The organism is Pseudofrankia inefficax, from assembly GCF_000166135.1.
Classification (GTDB): Bacteria; Actinomycetota; Actinomycetes; order Frankiales; family Frankiaceae; genus Pseudofrankia; species Pseudofrankia inefficax.
In genome coordinates this window covers 6,326,110-6,343,910 of record NC_014666.1, presented here as the reverse complement: position 1 = coordinate 6,343,910, position 17,801 = coordinate 6,326,110, and the positions used below count along the sequence as shown (strand labels likewise).

At 71.8% G+C, this 17,801-nt stretch carries 14 protein-coding genes and 1 riboswitch; of the genes, 6 read left to right on the top strand and 8 right to left on the bottom strand.

Annotated features, from left to right (window positions below):
* Window positions 1-20: 20 nt before the first annotated feature.
* Window positions 21-107, top strand: a riboswitch (ZMP/ZTP riboswitch).
* Between the two features lie 163 nt (window positions 108-270).
* The gene (gene glyA / locus FRAEUI1C_RS25565) at window positions 271-1,533 is read left to right on the top strand and encodes a serine hydroxymethyltransferase (RefSeq protein WP_013426258.1); all 1,263 of its coding nucleotides are present in this window, start codon (window positions 271-273) and stop codon (window positions 1,531-1,533) included.
* Window positions 1,534-1,610: 77 nt separating this feature from the next.
* Here glyA and FRAEUI1C_RS25560 read toward each other — a convergent pair whose 3' ends face one another.
* The gene (locus FRAEUI1C_RS25560) at window positions 1,611-2,468 is read right to left on the bottom strand and encodes an AraC family transcriptional regulator (RefSeq protein WP_013426257.1); all 858 of its coding nucleotides are present in this window, start codon (window positions 2,466-2,468) and stop codon (window positions 1,611-1,613) included.
* A 214-nt stretch (window positions 2,469-2,682) separates the two neighbouring features.
* On the opposite strand from FRAEUI1C_RS25560, the gene FRAEUI1C_RS25555 reads away from it, so the two are divergent.
* The 3 genes from FRAEUI1C_RS25555 to FRAEUI1C_RS25545 all read left to right on the top strand — a co-directional run bounded on the left by FRAEUI1C_RS25555 (window position 2,683) and on the right by FRAEUI1C_RS25545 (window position 5,569).
* Window positions 2,683-3,027 carry a cupin domain-containing protein gene (locus FRAEUI1C_RS25555; RefSeq protein WP_013426256.1) on the top strand — a complete coding sequence of 115 codons (345 nt, stop codon included), beginning with the start codon at window positions 2,683-2,685 and terminating at the stop codon, window positions 3,025-3,027.
* 66 nt (window positions 3,028-3,093) lie between these two features.
* The gene (locus FRAEUI1C_RS25550; RefSeq protein ID WP_013426255.1) at window positions 3,094-3,975 is read left to right on the top strand and encodes an alpha/beta fold hydrolase; all 882 of its coding nucleotides are present in this window, start codon (window positions 3,094-3,096) and stop codon (window positions 3,973-3,975) included.
* A 121-nt stretch (window positions 3,976-4,096) separates the two neighbouring features.
* On the top strand, window positions 4,097-5,569 hold the full coding sequence (locus tag FRAEUI1C_RS25545) for an AAA family ATPase (RefSeq protein ID WP_013426254.1): 1,473 nt from the start codon (window positions 4,097-4,099) through the stop codon (window positions 5,567-5,569).
* Window positions 5,570-5,835: 266 nt separating this feature from the next.
* On the opposite strand, the gene FRAEUI1C_RS25540 is transcribed toward FRAEUI1C_RS25545, so the two are convergent.
* The 3 genes from FRAEUI1C_RS25540 to FRAEUI1C_RS25530 are packed head-to-tail and all read right to left on the bottom strand — an operon-like array spanning window position 5,836 to window position 9,412.
* On the bottom strand, window positions 5,836-7,212 hold the full coding sequence (locus tag FRAEUI1C_RS25540; RefSeq protein ID WP_013426253.1) for an aldehyde dehydrogenase family protein: 1,377 nt from the start codon (window positions 7,210-7,212) through the stop codon (window positions 5,836-5,838).
* On the bottom strand, window positions 7,212-8,342 hold the full coding sequence (locus FRAEUI1C_RS25535) for a phenylacetate--CoA ligase family protein (RefSeq protein WP_013426252.1): 1,131 nt from the start codon (window positions 8,340-8,342) through the stop codon (window positions 7,212-7,214). Before FRAEUI1C_RS25535 ends, FRAEUI1C_RS25540 begins: the two co-directional genes overlap by 1 nt.
* Complete coding sequence (locus tag FRAEUI1C_RS25530; protein ID WP_232425122.1) at window positions 8,342-9,412, bottom strand: PP2C family protein-serine/threonine phosphatase; 1,071 nt, start codon at window positions 9,410-9,412, stop codon at window positions 8,342-8,344. Before FRAEUI1C_RS25530 ends, FRAEUI1C_RS25535 begins: the two co-directional genes overlap by 1 nt.
* Window positions 9,413-10,035: 623 nt before the next feature.
* Here FRAEUI1C_RS25530 and FRAEUI1C_RS25525 point away from each other — a divergent pair.
* The gene (locus FRAEUI1C_RS25525) at window positions 10,036-12,351 is read left to right on the top strand and encodes an ABC transporter ATP-binding protein (protein ID WP_013426250.1); all 2,316 of its coding nucleotides are present in this window, start codon (window positions 10,036-10,038) and stop codon (window positions 12,349-12,351) included.
* Window positions 12,352-12,652: 301 nt separating this feature from the next.
* On the opposite strand, the gene FRAEUI1C_RS25520 is transcribed toward FRAEUI1C_RS25525, so the two are convergent.
* The 3 genes from FRAEUI1C_RS25520 to FRAEUI1C_RS25510 all read right to left on the bottom strand — a co-directional run bounded on the left by FRAEUI1C_RS25520 (window position 12,653) and on the right by FRAEUI1C_RS25510 (window position 15,370).
* Window positions 12,653-13,243 carry an AAA family ATPase gene (locus FRAEUI1C_RS25520; protein WP_198318632.1) on the bottom strand — a complete coding sequence of 197 codons (591 nt, stop codon included), beginning with the start codon at window positions 13,241-13,243 and terminating at the stop codon, window positions 12,653-12,655.
* A 20-nt stretch (window positions 13,244-13,263) separates the two neighbouring features.
* Complete coding sequence (gene ettA, locus FRAEUI1C_RS25515; RefSeq protein ID WP_013426248.1) at window positions 13,264-14,946, bottom strand: energy-dependent translational throttle protein EttA; 1,683 nt, start codon at window positions 14,944-14,946, stop codon at window positions 13,264-13,266.
* 85 nt (window positions 14,947-15,031) lie between these two features.
* Window positions 15,032-15,370, bottom strand: coding sequence for an ArsR/SmtB family transcription factor (locus tag FRAEUI1C_RS25510; protein ID WP_013426247.1), 339 nt, complete (start codon window positions 15,368-15,370; stop codon window positions 15,032-15,034).
* A 163-nt stretch (window positions 15,371-15,533) separates the two neighbouring features.
* On the opposite strand from FRAEUI1C_RS25510, the gene FRAEUI1C_RS25505 reads away from it, so the two are divergent.
* Window positions 15,534-17,204 carry an MFS transporter gene (locus FRAEUI1C_RS25505; RefSeq protein WP_013426246.1) on the top strand — a complete coding sequence of 557 codons (1,671 nt, stop codon included), beginning with the start codon at window positions 15,534-15,536 and terminating at the stop codon, window positions 17,202-17,204.
* A 91-nt stretch (window positions 17,205-17,295) separates the two neighbouring features.
* Here the strand turns inward: FRAEUI1C_RS25505 and FRAEUI1C_RS25500 are convergent, their stop codons facing one another.
* On the bottom strand, window positions 17,296-17,733 hold the full coding sequence (locus FRAEUI1C_RS25500) for a globin (protein WP_013426245.1): 438 nt from the start codon (window positions 17,731-17,733) through the stop codon (window positions 17,296-17,298).
* Between the last annotated feature and the right edge of the window lie 68 nt (window positions 17,734-17,801).

The following is a 17,801-nucleotide window of genomic DNA, read 5'->3' as shown; positions in this document are numbered from 1 at the left end:
GGGGCGACCGGCTAGACTTCGGGGTGAGTCGCGACTGGCGTGCTCGGGTGGAATCAACCACCGGGAAGCGACCGATCGGCGAGGCACCGTGCGCCTGGGTGCCGCCGAAGCGGCACCGGCTATCTGGTGCCGTCGGCCGGACGACTCCTGCCCGCAGCGCGATCGTCCGCCGGTGGCCCACGCGAAACCGACACTCCTGCCAGGCACCGCTGGCGGAACCGGCCGTGTGGACGCGGGCGGGCCGGGCAGCCACTTCCTGGAGGTCTTCCCATGCACCAGCCATCGATCCGTGACCTGGCCAGCGCCGACCCGGAGATCGCGAACCTGGTCGAGTCCGAGGCCCGCCGCCAGTACGAGAAGATTCGCCTGATCGCGTCGGAGAACTACGTCTCGAACGCGGTTCTCGAGGCGAGTGGCACGGTCCTGACGAACAAGTACTCCGAGGGCTACGTCGGCAAGCGCTACTACGAGGGCCAGCAGTTCATCGACCCGATCGAGACGCTGGCGATCGAGCGGGCCAAGGCGCTGTTCGGCGTCGAGCACGCCAACGTCCAGCCCTACTCGGGCTCGCCGGCCAACCTGGCCGTCTACCTGGCCTTCCTGCAGCCCGGCGACACCGTCATGGGCATGGCGCTGCCGATGGGCGGCCACCTCACCCACGGCTGGTCGGTCTCGGCCACCGGCAAGTGGTTCCGCAGCGTCAAGTACGGCGTCCGCCAGGACACCGGCCGGGTCGACCTGGACGAGGTCCGCCAGGTGGCGCTGGCCGAGCGGCCGAAGGTCATCTTCTGCGGCGGCACCGCGATTCCGCGGACGATCGACTACCCGGCGTTCGCCGAGATCGCGGCCGAGGTCGACGCCGTGCTCGTCGCCGACATCGCGCACATCGCGGGACTGATCGCCGGTGGCGCGCACCCGTCGCCGGTCGGCCACGCCCCGGTCATCTCGACGACCACGCACAAGACGCTGCGCGGCCCGCGCGGCGCGATGCTGATGTCCGACGCCGCGCACGCCGCGCCGCTGGACAAGGCGGTGTTCCCCGGCCTGCAGGGCGGCCCGCACAACCACACGACGGCGGCCATCGCGGTCGCGCTGCGCGAGGCGGCGACCGCCGAGTTCAGCGCCTACGCCCACCAGATCGTCGCGAACGCGGCGGCGCTGGCCACCGCGCTCGCCGACCGTGGCTTCGACCTGGTGTCCGGCGGCACCGACAACCACCTGATCCTGGTCGACCTGACCAGCAAGGGCATCGGGGGCAAGCCGGCCGCCCAGGCGCTCGACCGGGCCGGCATCGAGCTGAACTACAACACCGTCCCGTACGACACCCGCAAGCCGTTCGACCCGTCCGGCCTGCGGCTGGGCACCGCCGCCGTCACCACCCGCGGCATGGGGCCGGAGCAGATGGCCCAGATCGCCGCGTGGATGGACCAGGCCGTCAAGGCGGCGGCCGACGGCGACGAGGCCGTCCTGGCCCAGATCGCCGGCGAGGTCCGCGACCTCACCGCGAACTACCCGATGCCCGGCTGGGTCTGACCCACCGCGGGGCGGTAGCCCTGCCTCACACCGATCCGGCCGCCGGGCTCACCCGGCGGCCGGACTCGTGTTCCCGGTCAACGCGAGACCGTCGAACGCTCTCGGCCCGCCAGCACCCGGCGCCGGTAGGACGTCGGGGTTTCGCCCGTGTGCCGCCGGAACGCCCGGGTGAACGCGCTGACGCTTCCGAAGCCGACCCTGGTGGCGGTTTCCAGGATGGTCGGGCCCGGCTCGGCCAGGATGGCCATCGCCCGCATGAGCCTGCTCTGCAGGAGATAGTCGCGCCAGGCCATTCCGGTGACGGCCGAGAAGGCCCGCCTCAGCGACCGGTCTGATACCCCGATGGCGCGGCAGACGTCGAAGAGCTCCACCTGGTCCAGATGGGCATTCGTGTAGTCCATGGCCGCACTGACGACGGGGTCGGTCGTGGTGGGCAGGCTGAGCGGAATCTCGTGGTCGAGCCAGTCGAAGACGAGAGTGGCCAGCACCTCGAAGTAGGCGTCCGCCGTCGCGTCACCGGAAGGCCGGTTGATCGGCCAGCGTTCGCCATAGATCATCATCTCGCGAATGACGGGGGCGGCGGCCAGGGTTCTGGCCCGGTCGTGGGTCCCGGGCACCATGGATGGGTCGAAGAAGACCGCCACGGTCTTGACCCTCGTCAGGGTGGGGCAATGAGCCACGCCCGCGGGTATCCACATGGCCTGCTGCGGCGGCAGCAGGAATCGCGCGGACTCGGTCTCGACTTCCGCGACACCCTCGATCGCGTACTCGACCTCGTGGAAGTGATGAGTGTGCCAGCCCGTGACGACGTCCTCGCCGATGTCGAACCGGTAGACGCCGGCCCGGACGTCCGAACCCCGTCGCATGTCGATCTGGTGCACGGCGGTTGGCGGCGCGAAGGCGGTCACGTCCGGAACTCTAGGACACACGTACACCAGCGTCCTGCCAGCAGAAGGCCGGTGCGGAGGGTCCTGCCGGCAGCGGGGTCGGGACGGTGCAGGGCCGTGGCGGGCCGGGAGCGGTCGACTCTGGTCCGTGACGCGGCCTGGCCGGCGGAGTCGAATCTCTGGCCGCCAGCGCGGCGACGGGAGGCGGCCGCGACTCACACACTGTGGACGGACGAAGCCTTCCGCACGGTAAAGGACTGCCATGGCCGCAACGTTCACCGACACCAATGAGCTCGGTTGGGAAGAGGTTCCCGACGCCTGGCGGGGAAAGTCGGCAGAGGGTGAGCCAGGAGTGCGTTTCAAGCGCTTCCAGACCGGATCTCCGATCGTGCCGCTCGCGATGCTGGTCGAGTACGAACCCGGGCATCACGAGCGTGAGCACAGCCACCCGGAGAGCGAGTTCTTCTTCATGCTGGAAGGCGAGATGCGGGTGCTCGATCAGAGTGTCGTTCCCGGCACGCTCGTCTTCCTCGCGGCCCGGTCTTCGTACTCCATCATGACCGGCACCGCGGGAGCGCGCTTTCTCAGGCTCCAGCACGCGTCATGAGCCAGTCCGCGACGGACGCACCGTCCGTGCGTTTCCGCCGGTACTTCCCCGGCAAAGGAGCCTCCCTTGACCGATAAAGTCGTCGCCTCAGCCCCGCCCGTCCTCCATCGCACGGTCGACGTCGGGGGCATTCGTGTCTTCTACCGTGAGGCGGGCGACCCGGGCCGGCCCGCGATAGTGCTGCTCCACGGGTTCCCCTCCTCGTCGTCGATGTACCGCAACCTGATCCCGCTGCTCGCCCCGCATTTCCACGTGCTCGCTCCCGACTATCCGGGAAGCGGCAACAGCGAGTTCCCCGCCGAGGACAAGTGGGTACCCACATTCGCCAACCTGGCTGACGTCATGGAGCAGTGGGTCGAGAAGGTCGGCCTCGACCGGTTCGTCTTCTACATGCAGGACTTCGGCGGCCCGGTCGGCTTCCGACTCGCGGTGAGGCATCCGGACTGGGTCGCCGGGCTGGTGGTCCAGAACGCCAACCTGTTCCTGGAAGGGTTCCCACCCCAGCAGGCCGCCGCGCCCGGCGACGAGGATCAGGCTGGTCAGGAATCCATGGCCGACAAGACCGTGACCGTCGAGTTCGCGAAGTTCCTCTACCAGGCCGGGGCCCGCGACCCGGAACTGCTGAGCCCCGACGCCTGGAACCTCGACGCCTACGCGCTGACGCACCCGGACTCCCAGCGGATCCAGCGCGCGCTGATCACGGACTACCCGACGAACATCGCGCTGTATCCGGCCTGGCAGGCCTTCCTGCGGGAGCGCCAGCCCAGGACCCTGATCGCCTGGGGCAGGAACGACCAGTTCTTCGTCCCGGCCGGCGCCGAGGCGATCCACCAGGCGGTCACCGACTCCGAGCTGCGCTTCTTCGACACCAGCCACTTCGCCCTCGAAGAGGACCTCGTCCCGATAGCCCAGGCCATCGTCGACTTCCACGGCACGCCCCTGGGCTGATACCGACCCCCGGTTCATCCCCGCCCGCCCTGCCTGAGACCGCGGATCATGCCTCCCACCAGGGGTTGCCTAGTGGAAGTACACTTACTGTAAGTACAGTTCCACTAGGCTGGCGGTGGGCATGGAACGTCCTGCGGACATGTTCGACCGGGACGAGGAGTGGGCGGCGCTCGAGGGCTTCTGCGAGGACTCCACTCCCGGAGCCACGCTGGGAGTCGTCACCGGGCGTCGCAGGCAGGGGAAGTCCTTCCTGCTGGAGGCTGCCTGTGAGCAGACCGGCGGTCTCTACCACCAGGCTCTGGAGGGAACCGCGGCCGAGTCGCTGCGGCTGTTCGGCGAGCGTTTCGCAGCCCACACCGGCGCCGCCGCTCCGCTGGCTTTCAGTTCGTGGCCGGACGCGATCGACGCCGTGCTTGGCTTGGGCTCCGGAGCGCCCACGACTGTCGTCATCGACGAGTTCCCGTACCTCATGAAGGCCGTGCCCGAGTTGCCGTCGGCCGTGCAGGCGGCACTCGGTCCACGCCGCGCCGAGCGAACCGCGTCACGAACCCGCCTGATTCTCTGCGGCTCCGCGCTGAGTGTCATGGGCCGGCTCCTGGCCGGATCGGCGCCTCTGCGCGGCCGGGCGGCGCTCGAACTCGTCGTTCCATCGCTGGACTTCCGCCTGGCCCGAGAGTTCTGGGAAATCGAGGACCCGCTGCTCGCGGCACGGCTGCACGCGGTCGTGGGCGGGACGCCGGCCTACCGTGACTTCGCGCGCCGGGACGCCCCGCGTGGTGTCGACGACTTCGACGCCTGGGTCGTCCGTACTGTTCTCAACCGCAACTCGCCCCTGTTCCGCGAGGCCCGCTACCTGCTCGCGGAGGAGCCGGACCTGCGCGACCCGGGGCTGTACAGCTCGGTGCTGGCAGCCGTGGCCACCGGTGCGGTCACCCGGGGAGCGATCTCGAACGCAGTCGGCCGCGGCGCGGACGAACTCGGCCACCCGCTCACGGTGCTGGCGGACGCCGGCTTCCTGATCAAGGCCGACGACCTGCTGCGTGACCGGCGGCCGGTCTGGCGCATCGCGGAGCCGCTGATCGCGTTCTACCACGCCGTCGTGCGCCCTGTGTTCGGCCAGCTGGAGGCTCGGGGACAGGCGGCACGGACCTGGTCGGGACGCCGGGCGACGTTCGCCTCCCAGGTCCTCGGCCCCAACTTCGAGGAGATCTGCCGAACCTGGACCTCGGGGTACGCCTCCGCGGAGACCCTGGGTACTGACGATCTCGGCGAAGTCGGACATGGTGCAATTCACGATCACGACCAGCGGGCGTTGATGCAGTTCGACGTGGTGGCGCTTGGGCCGGCCGACGGCCAGCGCCGCCGGCTGGTCGCCCTCGGCGAGGCGAAGTGGGGCGTCCAGCTCGGTCTTGAACACCTGGACCGGCTGCGCCGAGGCACGCACCTGGTCGAGCGGACCAACAACCTCGACGTGTCCAACACCCGCTTGCTGCTGTTCTCCGCGGTCGGATTCACGGACGAACTGCGCGCCGGAGCCGCCAGCGACCCGAGCGTCGTCCTGGTCGACCTGGGCCGCCTCTATGAGGGCGACTGAGCCGCAGCCCGCGGGAAGCCGCCTGCGGGTTGGCCACAGGATGACGGGCCAGTCCAGCCCCGCTCCGGCGGCCGGACGCTGTCCGGGCCTGACCGGCGTCGGCGCGCCCCAGCTCGGCGGGTGCGAGGCTCGGCTGTGTCGGAGGCTGAGTGATCGGTGTTTTCGCCTTCAAGTGGTTGCTGGCTGAGCCAGCTCACGACCAGTCGAGGGCGCAGACGGCGATCATGACGGAAGGGCCGGCGCGGACGGGCGGCCCCGGCGGGCCGTCAGGGGCGGGCGACGGCCTTCGTGCGCATGAGGAACTCGCCGAGGTAGGCGTCGTGCGGGACGTCGGGGCGCATCCAGTAGGTCGGGGTGTCCCCGAGGTAGACGTTGCTGATCGTCGGGTCGTCCACCAGGCGGTCGACCAGCTCGGCGTCGTCGGTGAGCGCGGTGAGCACCAGGCTGTCGCGCAGCGGCCCGACCCCGTCGGACGCCGACCACGGGGCCACCCAGACGCACGGGAAACCCAGCTCGATGCCGGTCTGCGGGGCGTCGGAGCGGTCGACCTGGAAGACGGCCGGCCGCAGCGCGGCGCCACCGTCGGGCAGCGGGTCGACGATCCCCGTTCCACCGAGACGGGGGGTGGCGTCGCCCGCGTGGTCGAGCAGGTACCTCTCGATCGCCCGGGCCTGGGCTATCGGCTGGATGGGCAGCACCGCCCGCTCGTCCGTCGAGGGCAGGGACGGCAGCTCCCCGAGCCGTTCGGCGAGGGCTTCTGCCAGGGGCGTCGGGTCGCCGTCGACGAAGACCGCGGTCGCGTTCACGCACGCCGTGCCGCCCCCGGCCGCGACCGAGTCGGCGATCATGCCGAGGTGCGGGCGCCAGTCGCCGCCGGAGACGAGGATCTTCGAACGGCCCGGGCCCTGTGGCAGGACCGAGCTGTCGGCGGCGTACTTGCGGACCACGTCGTCCCCGCCGTACGCCATCGACAGGTCGGCCTCGCGCAGAATGTCGTCGGCCACGGTGTGGTCGGTCGGCAGCAGCACCACCTGGTCGGCGCCGAAGCCAGCGTCGCGCAGCGCGCTGACCAGGCGGAACGGGGTCAGCGGCTCGCGGCGCGACGGCCGGACGGCGACCCGGTAGCCGAGGGCCAGCGCCTCCGGCCACAGCGCGTGCACGGCGGGGTGGTTGCCGGCGGCGTGGACCCCGAACACGTCCCCGCGCCGGGTCCAGACGGCCCGCCCGTACCTGGTCGCCGGGTCCCGCCAGCTCTCGACGGCGGCCGTCGGCCGGGCGCAGCCCGCGTCCGGGCCGGCTCCGGCGAGGCTGCGCGCGATCTGCTTCGCGGCCTCGCGCACCACGGCGATCGGCATCCCGCAGATCCGGCTGACCAGCCGCGCGTAGTCCTCGGTCGGGAGCCCGGCCGGCGTTCCCCGCTCGAACGCCTCGCCCGCGCGGGTGAGCGCCGCCAGCCGCTCCTCGTACGGCATCGTCGGCGCCCGGCGCAGGGCGGCCATGGCCCGGTGGACGAACACCCTGGGCACCAGACTCAGCTCGGCGACCGGCGCCCCGGCCACGTCGTTGATCGTCAGTGGCTCCCTCGACCGGAAGGGCCCGTTCGGACCGAGCGCGTCCAGCTGGAACAGGCCGGCGGCGGTCATCAGTACACCCCCTCGATGACGGTCCCGCCGCCGAACTCCCGCAGCGGCGCGACGTCGGCGACCGAGTCGCCGATCTGGATGGACCCCGGCACCGGCTCGACGCGGGTGGCCTCGTCACGCTCCAGGTTGTTCGGCAGCAGCGCGGACCGGCTGACGTGGTTCATCACGACCTGCCCGCGGGCGCCGTACTCGACCGGCCGGCCGGTGTCCGGGTCGACCACCGAGAAGGTGATGTAGGGCGACGGCGGGTCGAACACGCACCGGTCCTGCGCCGTGATCCCGAGGCGCTCGACGGCGGCGCCGAGGATCATCGTGCTGCCGTAGCGGCCGTAGAGCGCGACCTCGGGGAAGATCTCGGTCATGTACAGGTAGCGGCTGTCCGCGTCGAGGTGCGCGCCGCCCCATTCGATGATCCGCACCTTGGCGTTGACGAGCTCCACCAGGTCCTCGCGGCGGGCCAGTCGCTCCAGCAGCGGGGGTGTGATGACCATGATCCGGATGTCCTGCGCCGTGAGCACATGCGTGGCCTGGTCGACGAGGTGCTCGGCGTAGCGGTCGGCCTCGTCGGGCCGGCCCTCGGCGATGGACCGCTTCACCCAGCGGGGGTCAAGGTCGATGGTGAACCTCATCCGTCCGACCCGGCGAACGGCCCGTTCGAGGAAGGCGCCGAACATGTGCGGGCCGCTCGGCGTCACCGCCAGCCAGTCGACGCCGGTGGGGTAGCCGCGGGCGGTCATGTCGGCCGTGAGGTAGTCGTTCAGCCAGTCCATCCAGTCGTCGAGGAAGACGACCCGCTTGGGCGGCCCGGTCGTGCCGCCGCTGTCGTACACCCCGGTGATCCCCGGGTCCGGGCCGTAGCCGCGGGGGATGAGGTCATGGGCCGGGATCTCGCGCAGCAGGTCGACCAGGTTGGGGAACTTCGCCAGGTCGGCGACGCTGTGCACGTCGCGCCGCGGGTCGAAGCCCAGCTGGTCGGCCACCCGCAGCCAGAACGGCGAGCCGGTGGCCGGGTCGAAGTGCCAGCGCATCGCGGCCTCGATGAACTCGGCCTCCGGTACCGGTTCGCCCGGCCGGTGGTCGAGCACCGGCTCAGGCAGGCGCACCCCCAGCTCGGTCAGAGATGGTGCCATCACCGTCGCCTCCGTCCTCCTGCGTCGATTCGGTGTGATGGGCCCAGGTCCGGCGGCACCTCGACCGCCAGCAGGGCCATGTCGTCGTGCAAGCCGTGGCCGGTCCAGTCCTGGACCGTCCGGACCAGTCGCCCCAGTGCCTGTTCGAGCGAGCCTGCCCGGCCGAGCTCCTGGCTGGCGGCGGTCAGCAGCGGGAAGAAGGCTCCGGCCCGGTCGCGCGCCTCGGCGATCCCGTCGGTGTAGAGGAGCAGGCGGTCACCGGGCCGCAGCCTGACGGTCAGCGCGCCGACCGCGGCGGCGCCGAGCCCGAGCGGCGGCTGGCGTTCCGGCGGGGCGAGCAGCCGGGCGTGGCCGTCGCGCCACAGCACCGGGTCGGGGTGGCCGGCGTTGACGAGCGTGAGCTGGTTCGGGCCGAGCTCGACGGCGATGGCGGTCACGAAGTCGTCCAGCCCAGCCGACGAGCGGACCTCGCTGTCGAGATCCGCCACGATGATGCCGACATCGGGCCTGGCACGGGCGACGACCCGGAAACAGCCCAGCACCCGGCTGGCGAGCCGCACCGCGTCCAGTCCCTTGCCCCGAGCGTCGCCGAGCAGCAGCCGCGTCCCCCAGGGGCTGTCGACCATCTCGTACAGGTCACCGCCGACCATCGCCTCGGTCGCGGCGCTCTCATAGCGGACGGCGAGGCGCAGTCCCGTGGCCGAGCTCGCGGGCATGTCCGAGAGGATCGTGCGCTGCGCCGCCTCGGCGACCTGCGTCATGTTGGCGAGCTTCGTCTCGCGGCCCGTGTTGTAGCGGCTGGCGAGGACGGCCATCGCCCCGCCGACGAGGATTCCGACCATGCGGGCGGTCAGCGCCGGCACCCCGCCGTGCGACGGATCCCAGAGGTCCTCCCACCAGACCGAGAACCCACCCGCGGCGAGCGCGAGACCGGCGAAGATCGAGGTCAACCGTGGCCCGGCGAGGTTCGCGCCGACCATGGGGACCAGCACGGTGTACCCGATGTAGGTCCACTGCCGGGTGCTGAGCTCGACGCCCATCACGGCGGCCAGGGTCAGGAGCGGGAGCACGATGGCCCGCCACCGCCGCCAGGCCGACGGCCGAGACTCGGCCGCCGGCGCGGCGCTCCAAACAGCTGCGGGCAGGTTGGGCTCGGCAGGGACGGTGGGCGCGGGAGCCAGGGGGGACCTGGCCCGGCCCGGCCGGGTGGCGCCCGCGTGGCGGACCCGGGTGGCCTTCGGCGTCGCGGTCCCCGGCCGCTGGCGGCGAGCCACGGCGGCCGCCAGCGGGTCCGGCGGATGCGCCGGCCAGGCGGACCCGTCGGGTGCGGGGTCGTGGCGCGCCGCGGCTGGCGATCGTCCGCCCTGCCCGTGCCGGGCTGAGGGACTCTCACGCATAACCTCGCCCCTACCCGACTCGCGATCCTGGTAACCGAAAGTAGTCGGGCGCTGGGCCGCGGTCGCGACGCGCGTGACCGGGCCCGCGCCCGGTACTCGTGCCGGTGGCTGGGTCGCGGAACGTCGGCTGTGCGCGAACGGCACGTATCCGACAACCGTGGCGAGGCAGGATGGGCCGGCAAGGAGCCGAACGGCGACCGGTGTCGCGTCCGTCAGAGGTGGCGCGAGCCACGAGACTCGTCACCGGCTGCCTGGTGGCCAGCCGGTCGGGGCCGGCGATCCGCTAAGGGGGATGGATGCCGGGACCGCGGCGCCGCCGTGGCAGGGGCGCACCCGAACCTGACGACTCCGGGCTGCCGAGCGGGCTGACCGGGCCGGTCGACATCCCCGACCCACCGCCACCCGCGCGGCTGCCGCGGCGAGAACGATTCCGCAAGGGCGTCCGCAGCGCCGTCGCGACGGCCGCCGGGCTGCCCCGGGTGCTGCGCCTGTGCTGGCAGGCCAGCCCGTGGGCGACGGTCATGCTCGCGCTGCTGACCGTCGTGGTCGGCCTGTTCCCCGCGCTGACGGCGTCGACGGCCCGGCTGCTCGTCGACGCCGTGGTGCACGCGGTCGAGATCCGTGCGTCGCACCGGCCCGACCGGGCGGACCTGGTGCTGCCGCTGCCGGGCAGCCCACACCTGGCGACGACGTCCACCACCCGCGTCGTCTTCTGGCTGGCCGTCACCCAGTTCGTCGTCTACACGGTCAGCGAGGTGCTGACGGCGGCGCGGTCGATCGTCCAGCGTGTCCTGTCCGACCGGCTGTCGCTGACCGTCTCGACCATGGTCGTCGCCAAGGCCAGTCAGCTGGAGCTCAGCTTCTTCGAGCAGTCCGAGTCCTACGACCTGCTGCAGCGGGCGGCCGACCAGGGCACCAGGCCGTTCAACACGCTCACCACGTTCTTCGGGCTGCTCCAGACGCTGGTGACCTTCGCCAGCATGATCGGGCTGTTGATCGGCCTGAACCCGTGGCTGGGCCTGATCGTGCTGGTCGCCCCGATCCCGGCGTTCGTCGTCGACACCCGGTATGGCTCGTGGACCTACGCCCGCAGCCGGTGGACCTCGCCGGTCAACCGGCGAATCATGTATCTGCAGCGGTTGCTGACGACGGACAACGACGCCAAGGAAATCAAGCTCTTCAACCTCGGCCCCTACCTGGTCGACCGGTTCCGCCTACTGTCCGCCAACTACAACCAGCGGCTCCGGGAGCTGTCCATCCGCCGTCAGCTCGCCGAGCTGGGCTGGAGCCTGGTCAGTGAGATCGCCCGCTCCGGCAGCTACCTGTACGTCGCCCTCCAGGCCGCCGCCGGCGCGCTGACCCTCGGTGATCTCACGCTCTACGGCACCGCGGCCTCCAGCGTGCAGGGCGGGGTGTCCAGCATGCTCAGCTCGCTGACCCAGATGTACGAGAACAACCTCTACGTGGACGATCTGTACCGCCTGCTGGCGGCGCCGACCGAGGCCGAGCTTCAGGCGGCCCGGGCAGCGGGCCGGGCGGGCCTGGCGACAGCCGAGCCGGCAGGAGGACAGCCGGGGCCGGGAGTCGCGCCGCCCCCGCGGCGCCCGGCCGACGACACGCTCCCGAAGCCCTCACGCGGATCGGCGCTCGCGCTCATGAAGCCAAGCCCGTGGACGGCCGGAGGCCCACCGCCGAAGCCCATCCCGAGGTCGGTCGTGGAGGCGTTCACCCCGACGCCGCTACCCGTCCCCCTACGCGGCGACGTCGTGTTCGACCACGTCTCGTTCCACTACCCCGGTACGGACCGCAACGCCCTGGTCGACGTCACCTTCGAGGTCGCGGCGGGGGAGACGATCGCGATCGTCGGGCGTAACGGCGCGGGCAAGTCGACCCTCATCAAGCTGCTGTGCCGGCTCTACTCGCCGGACGAGGGCCGGATCCTCATCGACGGCGTCGACATCGCCGACGTGGACGCGGACGTGCTCCGCTCGCAGTTCGGCGCCGTCTTCCAGGACCACGTCTCCTTCCAGGCGAGCGCCGCCGAGAACATCGGCCTGGGCCAGCTCGACGAGTTGGAGGACCGGCCCCGCGTCGAGGGCGCGGGGGTCGCCGGCGGCGCGGACGAGTTCATCCGCGAGCTCGCGCAGGGCTACGACACGTCGCTGGGCCGGTGGTTCGGCAACGGCGTGAACCTCTCCGGCGGCCAGTGGCAGAAGGTCGCGTTGTCCCGTGGGTTCATGCGCGAGGCCCGCATCCTGGTCCTCGACGAGCCGAGCGCGGCACTCGACGCCCGCGCGGAGCACGACCTGTTCGCCCGCCTCCGCGCGCTCGCGACCAACCGCACGGCCTTCTACATCTCGCACCGGTTCTCCACGGTCCGCCAGGCCGACCGCATCCTCTTCCTGGACGAGGGCGGCATCACCGAGTCCGGAACCCACCACGAGCTGATGGCCCAGGGCGGCCAGTACGCCGAGCTCTTCTCCCTCCAGGCCGCCGCCTACCTGGACGACCCGGCCGGCGCCACAGCCCCCACCGGCGAAGCCGGCCCGACCCGGCTGCCGCCCGGGGCCCCTCGACGCCCCGGGCGAGGACCCGACCCCCGCCCGAGATAGGCCGCAGGCGAGACTCGCCACCACCACGTAGGACAGAGCACCGACTCAAGGCCCGAAGAGCGCCTGGTGCTTACGCGCCTTCCCTGATCGCGTGATGCTCGTGCCAGCTGGCGAAAGCGGCGACCACGACACTGGCGTCGACCGCCTTCATCGCCGGGTCCGCTCCATCGTCTCCCGGACCAGATCGGCTCTCAGCGGCGGCATCTCGGTATCCGCGACCGCCACCAGTCCGTCGCCGTCATCGACAAGGCTCATCGCCGTCGGCGCGGGCACGATCTCCAGGCGGTCGCCCCGAGCGGTGTCAGATGCGGGCGTCGGTCCAGGCGCGGGCAAGGATCTCCTCCACGGTCTCGGCCGGAGTCTGGTCCGAGGTGTCGAGCCAGAGGCCCAGCCGGGGCGTCTCGTCGCGCAGGACCGCGTCCAGGACCCGGACGGTCCAGAGGTCGCGGTACGCCGACTTCGACCGGGCCGTCTCACGGGCGGCGACAGCGTCCGGGGATGGCGCGAGGACGACGACCAGCAGCGGGCGGTGCTCGATGGCCGTGACCATCTCGGTCAGATGCTCACCGAGGACGATGTCCTGGACGACCGTGGTGAAGCCGGCCGCGGCGTAGCCGCCGGCGACCGTCGCCGTGAGCCGGTGACGTAGCCGCAACTGGCCGACCGCCTCGGGCGACGGGTCGGGCGTCATCTCGGCCCGGCCGCCGACCACCATCTTCCGGAACACGTCACCCCGGACGTGGACCGAACGTGGCAACCGCTCGGCCAGCGCCTGCGCGACAGTCGACTTCCCGGCCGCCTGGATCCCGGTGATCAGGACAACCGCCGGGACGGACCAGGGCTCGGCTGCCGGGCCGTCGCTCACGGGACGGCGGCCCGGCTCTTCGGTCACCACGGCTGCGCCGCCGGGGCTTAGTCGCGGTTGAGCTTGCGGTAGGTGACGCGGTGGGGGCGGGCCGCCTCCAGGCCGAGGCGCTCGAGCTTGTTGGCCTCGTAGTCGGCGAAGTTGCCCTCGAACCAGAACCACTTGGCGGGGTTCTGCTCGTCGCCCTCCCAGGCGAGGATGTGCGTGGCGACCCGGTCGAGGAACCACCGGTCGTGGGAGATGACCACGGCGCAGCCGGCGAACTCCAGCAGCGCGTCCTCCAGCGAGCGCAGCGTCTCGACGTCGAGGTCGTTGGTCGGCTCGTCGAGCAGCAGGACGTTGCCGCCGTGCTTGAGCGTCAGCGCCAGGTTCAGCCGGTTGCGCTCACCGCCGGAGAGGACCCCGACCGGCTTCTGCTGGTCCGGGCCCTTGAAGCCGAACGAGGACACGTACGCCCGGCTCGGGAAGTCGACCTTGCCGACGATGATGTGGTCGAGCCCGTCGGAGACGACCTGCCAGACGTTCTTCTTGCCGTCCAGGCCGCTGCGCGACTGGTCGACGTAGGAGATGTCGACCGTGTCGCCCACGCTCAGCGCGCCCGAGTCGGGCTCGGCCTGGCCGGTGAGCATGGTGAACAGGGTGGTCTTGCCGACGCCGTTCGGGCCGATGATCCCGACGATGCCACCGCGCGGCAGGCTGAACGACAGGTTGTCGATCAGCACCCGGTCGCCGAAGCCCTTGGTGAGGTTCTTCGCCTCGATCACCAGGTTGCCCAGGCGCGGGCCGGGCGGGATCTGGATGTCGTCGAAGTCGCGCGGCCTGGACTTGTCGGCCTCGGCCGCGAGCTCCTCGTAGCGGGAGAGACGGGCCTTGCTCTTGGCCTGGCGGGCCTTCGGGCTCGAACGGACCCATTCGAGCTCCTGGGCCAGCATCCGGCGCCGCTTGGCGTCCTTCTGGCCCTCGACCTTGACCCGGGCCGCCTTGTTCTCCAGGTAGGTGGAGTAGTTGCCCTCGTACGGGATCGCCCGACCGCGGTCGAGCTCCAGGATCCAGCCGGCGACGTTGTCCAGGAAGTACCGGTCGTGGGTGACGGCCAGCACGGCGCCCGCGTAGCGGGCCAGGTGCTGCTCCAGCCAGAGCACCGACTCGGCGTCCAGGTGGTTGGTCGGCTCGTCGAGCAGCAGCAGGTCGGGAGCCTCCAGCAGCAGCCGGCACAGCGCCACCCGGCGGCGTTCGCCACCCGAGAGCTTGGAGACGTCGGCGTCGCCCGGCGGCAGCCGCAGCGCGTCCATCGCCTGGTCGAGCTGGCTGTCGAGCTCCCAGGCGTTCGCGGCCTCGATCTTGTCGATCAGCGCGGCCTGGTCGGCGAGCAGCGTGTCGAAGTCGGCGTCCGGGTCGGCCATCTTCTCGTTGATGAACTCGTAGTCGGCGAGGACCTTGCGGATCTCGGCGACGCCGTCCTCGACGTTGCCGCGGACGTCCTTGGTCTCGTCGAGGATCGGCTCCTGCGCGAGCATCCCGACCGTGTACCCGGGGGAGAGCAGCGCGTCGCCGTTGCTGGGGTGGTCGAGGCCGGCCATCAGCTTGAGCAGGGACGACTTCCCCGCCCCGTTCGGGCCGACCACGCCGATCTTGGCCCCGGGCAGGAACGCCAGGGTCACGTCGTCGAGGACGACCTTTTCGCCGTGGGCTTTGCGCACCTTGCGCATCTGGAAGACGTACTGGGCCATGTGCCAACCCTATTGGTAGCCGGGCCGGACCTGGCGAGGCGGTGATCGAGCCCCGCCGAATCCCGTCGCCGTAGGCCGGCTCAGGTCACGGCGCGGTGGCCGCGCTGAGCCTCTCGGGGGCTGGGGCGCCGGCCAGGACCGCGGCGAGGAGGCCGGGGAACCGCGCGTCGAGGTCCGCGCAGCGCAGCCGGGAGTACTTGGAGGTGCCCTCCGCGCGGGTCGCGATGACACCGGCCTCGCGCAGGACGCGCAGGTGGTGGCTGAGGGTCGACTTGCCGATCCGCCCGCCGAGGACCTGCCCGCACGGAAGCTCGGAGCACTGCGCCAGCTCCACCACGACCGCCAGCCGCGTCGGCTCGCTCAGCGCGCCCAGCACCGCGACCAGGTCGAGGTCCTCGACCGCCGGGCCCGGCAGCACGGTCATCTCGTCCACCTCCCACGTCCCCGGGCGCCCCGCGCCCGTTTGTGGCATCACCCAACCACAACGGACAACTTTCCGAGGCTCGTTGGCCTTCCCGGGAATGCCTGGGGGCGTGGGTGCCTTTGCTTAGTTCAACAGATCTCGAACTAAGAGCCTGAGGAGCCTGATGGTCTCCAACAGAGTCGGCGAGCCGGCGGCCACGACGTCCGCACCGGCCGCCGCGACGACACTGGCACCACCGACCACAACCAGCGCGTCACCCTCGACCCTTCCCGCGCAGCCGGCCCCGGTGGGCCAGGCGGCGCAGCCGGACCCCCGTCGGTGGCGGGTGCTGCCCGCGATCCTGGTCGCGACCTTCATGTCCCTGTTCGACATCTTCGTGGTCAACGTGGCCGCGCCCAGCATCGGCGCCGACCTCAGGACCTCGAACGCCGGCCTTGAGCTGATCGTCGCCGGCTACTCGTTCGCCTACGCCGCCGGGCTGATCACCGGTGGACGCCTGGGTGACCGGTCCGGCCGGCGCCGGATGTTCCTGGCCGGAATGGCCCTGTTCACGGTCGCGTCGGCGCTGTGCGGGTTCGCCCCGACCGAGACGACGCTGATTGTCGGCCGGCTGGCGCAGGGCGCCGGGGCGGCCGCGATGGTGCCGCAGGCCCTGGCCATCATCAACGTGATCTTCCCGCCGGCCGAGCGGGCCCGCGCGTTCGCCTACTTCGGCGTCACCGTCGGCCTCGGCGCCGTGTCCGGGCAGGTCATCGGCGGTCTGCTGGTCGACCTGAACCTCTTCGGCCTCGCCTGGCGGCCGATCTTCCTGGTCAACGTTCCGATCGGGATCGTCGCCATGACGGTGGTCTGGCGGCTGCTCGCCGAGTCGAAGGCCGCCCGGCCCGAGCCGCTCGACCTGCCGGGGCTCGCGGCGCTCGCCGCCGGGCTCGGCCTGGTGCTGGTGCCGCTGACGCTCGGCCGGGACGAGGGCTGGCCGCTCTGGGTCTGGCTGACGCTCGGCGCCGGGGTCGTGGTGCTGGGCGCCTTCGGCCGCTGGGAGGTCCGGCTCGCCAGGACCGGCGGCTACCCGATCGTCCCGCCCGCGGTGCTGCGCTCGCGGCGGACCATCGCGGGGCTGCTGGTGAGCTTCGGGTTCTTCACCTTCTTCGGCAGCTTCCTGCTGGCGGCGACGATCTTCCTGCAGGACGGGCAGCACCGCTCGCCGCTGAACGCGGGCCTCGTGTTCGGCCCGCTGGGCGTCGCGTTCGCGCTGTCCTCCATGGCGGCGCGGCGCCTGGTGGCCCGGTACGGTCCGCGGACGCTCACGGCGGGCGCCGCGATCAGCTTCGTGGGCCTCGCCGTGCTGCTGGTGCTCGTCATCGTCCAGGGGGCCGGCGTGCCGACGGCGGCGCTGATGCCGCCGCTGCTGGCCATGGGCGTCGGGAACGGCCTGATCATCCCGGCGCTGGTCGCCGCGGTGCTGGCCGGGGCGCCCGCGGATGTGAGCGGCGCGGTCAGCGGTCTGCTCACGACCACGCAGCAGGCATCGGCGGCGCTCGGCGTCGCCGGTGTGGGCACCGTGTTCTTCTCGGTCTCGGCCCGGGACGGGCTGGCCGACGGGTTCGTCGCGTCGATCGCGATCGGCCTCGTCGCGGTCGCGATCGCGGGCGTCGGCACGCTGCTGCTGCCGCGCGGCGACGCCGCGCCGGCGGTCGTGGTGGCAGGCCCGGTGCGCGTCGCCTCCGCTGGGGCGACCGGGTCGCCGGCCCTGGCGGCGAGCGACGCGTCCGACTGGGCGGTGGCCGTGCCGGCGCAGGTCAGCGGGGGCCTGGAGCTTCAAGCGGGGCTGTAGTTCAAGCGGGCTGTAGACGGCCCGGACGGCGGGGCGTGGCGGCGAGTCAGCCGCCACGCCCCGCCGCGGGTCCGGGGTCGGGCCGCTCGGCTCAGGCCCGGTTCTGCATGGAATGGGCGGCGTAGACGAGGTAGTCCCACAGCGTCGTCTCCTGCTCGGGCGGCAGGTCCAGCGAGTCGACGGCGGCGCGCATCTGGGCGATCCAGGCGTCCCGTTCCGCCGGGCCGATCGCGAACGGGACATGCCGCATCCGCAGCCGGGGATGGCCGCGCTTCTCGTGGTAGGTCGCCGGGCCGCCCCAGTACTGGATCAGGAACAGCCGCAGGCGCTCCTCAGCCGGGCCGAGGTCCTCCTCCGGGTAGAGCGGCCGCAGGACCGGGTCGGTGGCGACGCCCTCGTAGAACCGCGCCACCAGTCGGCGGAAGGTCTCCTCACCGCCGACGGTCTCGAAGAACGTCTCCGCCGGCGGTGCCGAGAACGACGGGATCGGCCGCGGTGGGGTCGGCTGTGCGGGCGACGACTGGTTCACCCCTCCATTCTGCCCACCGGCCGGTCCGCTCCCGGGCCGGATCCGCGGCGAGGCGCGTCCCAGGCGGC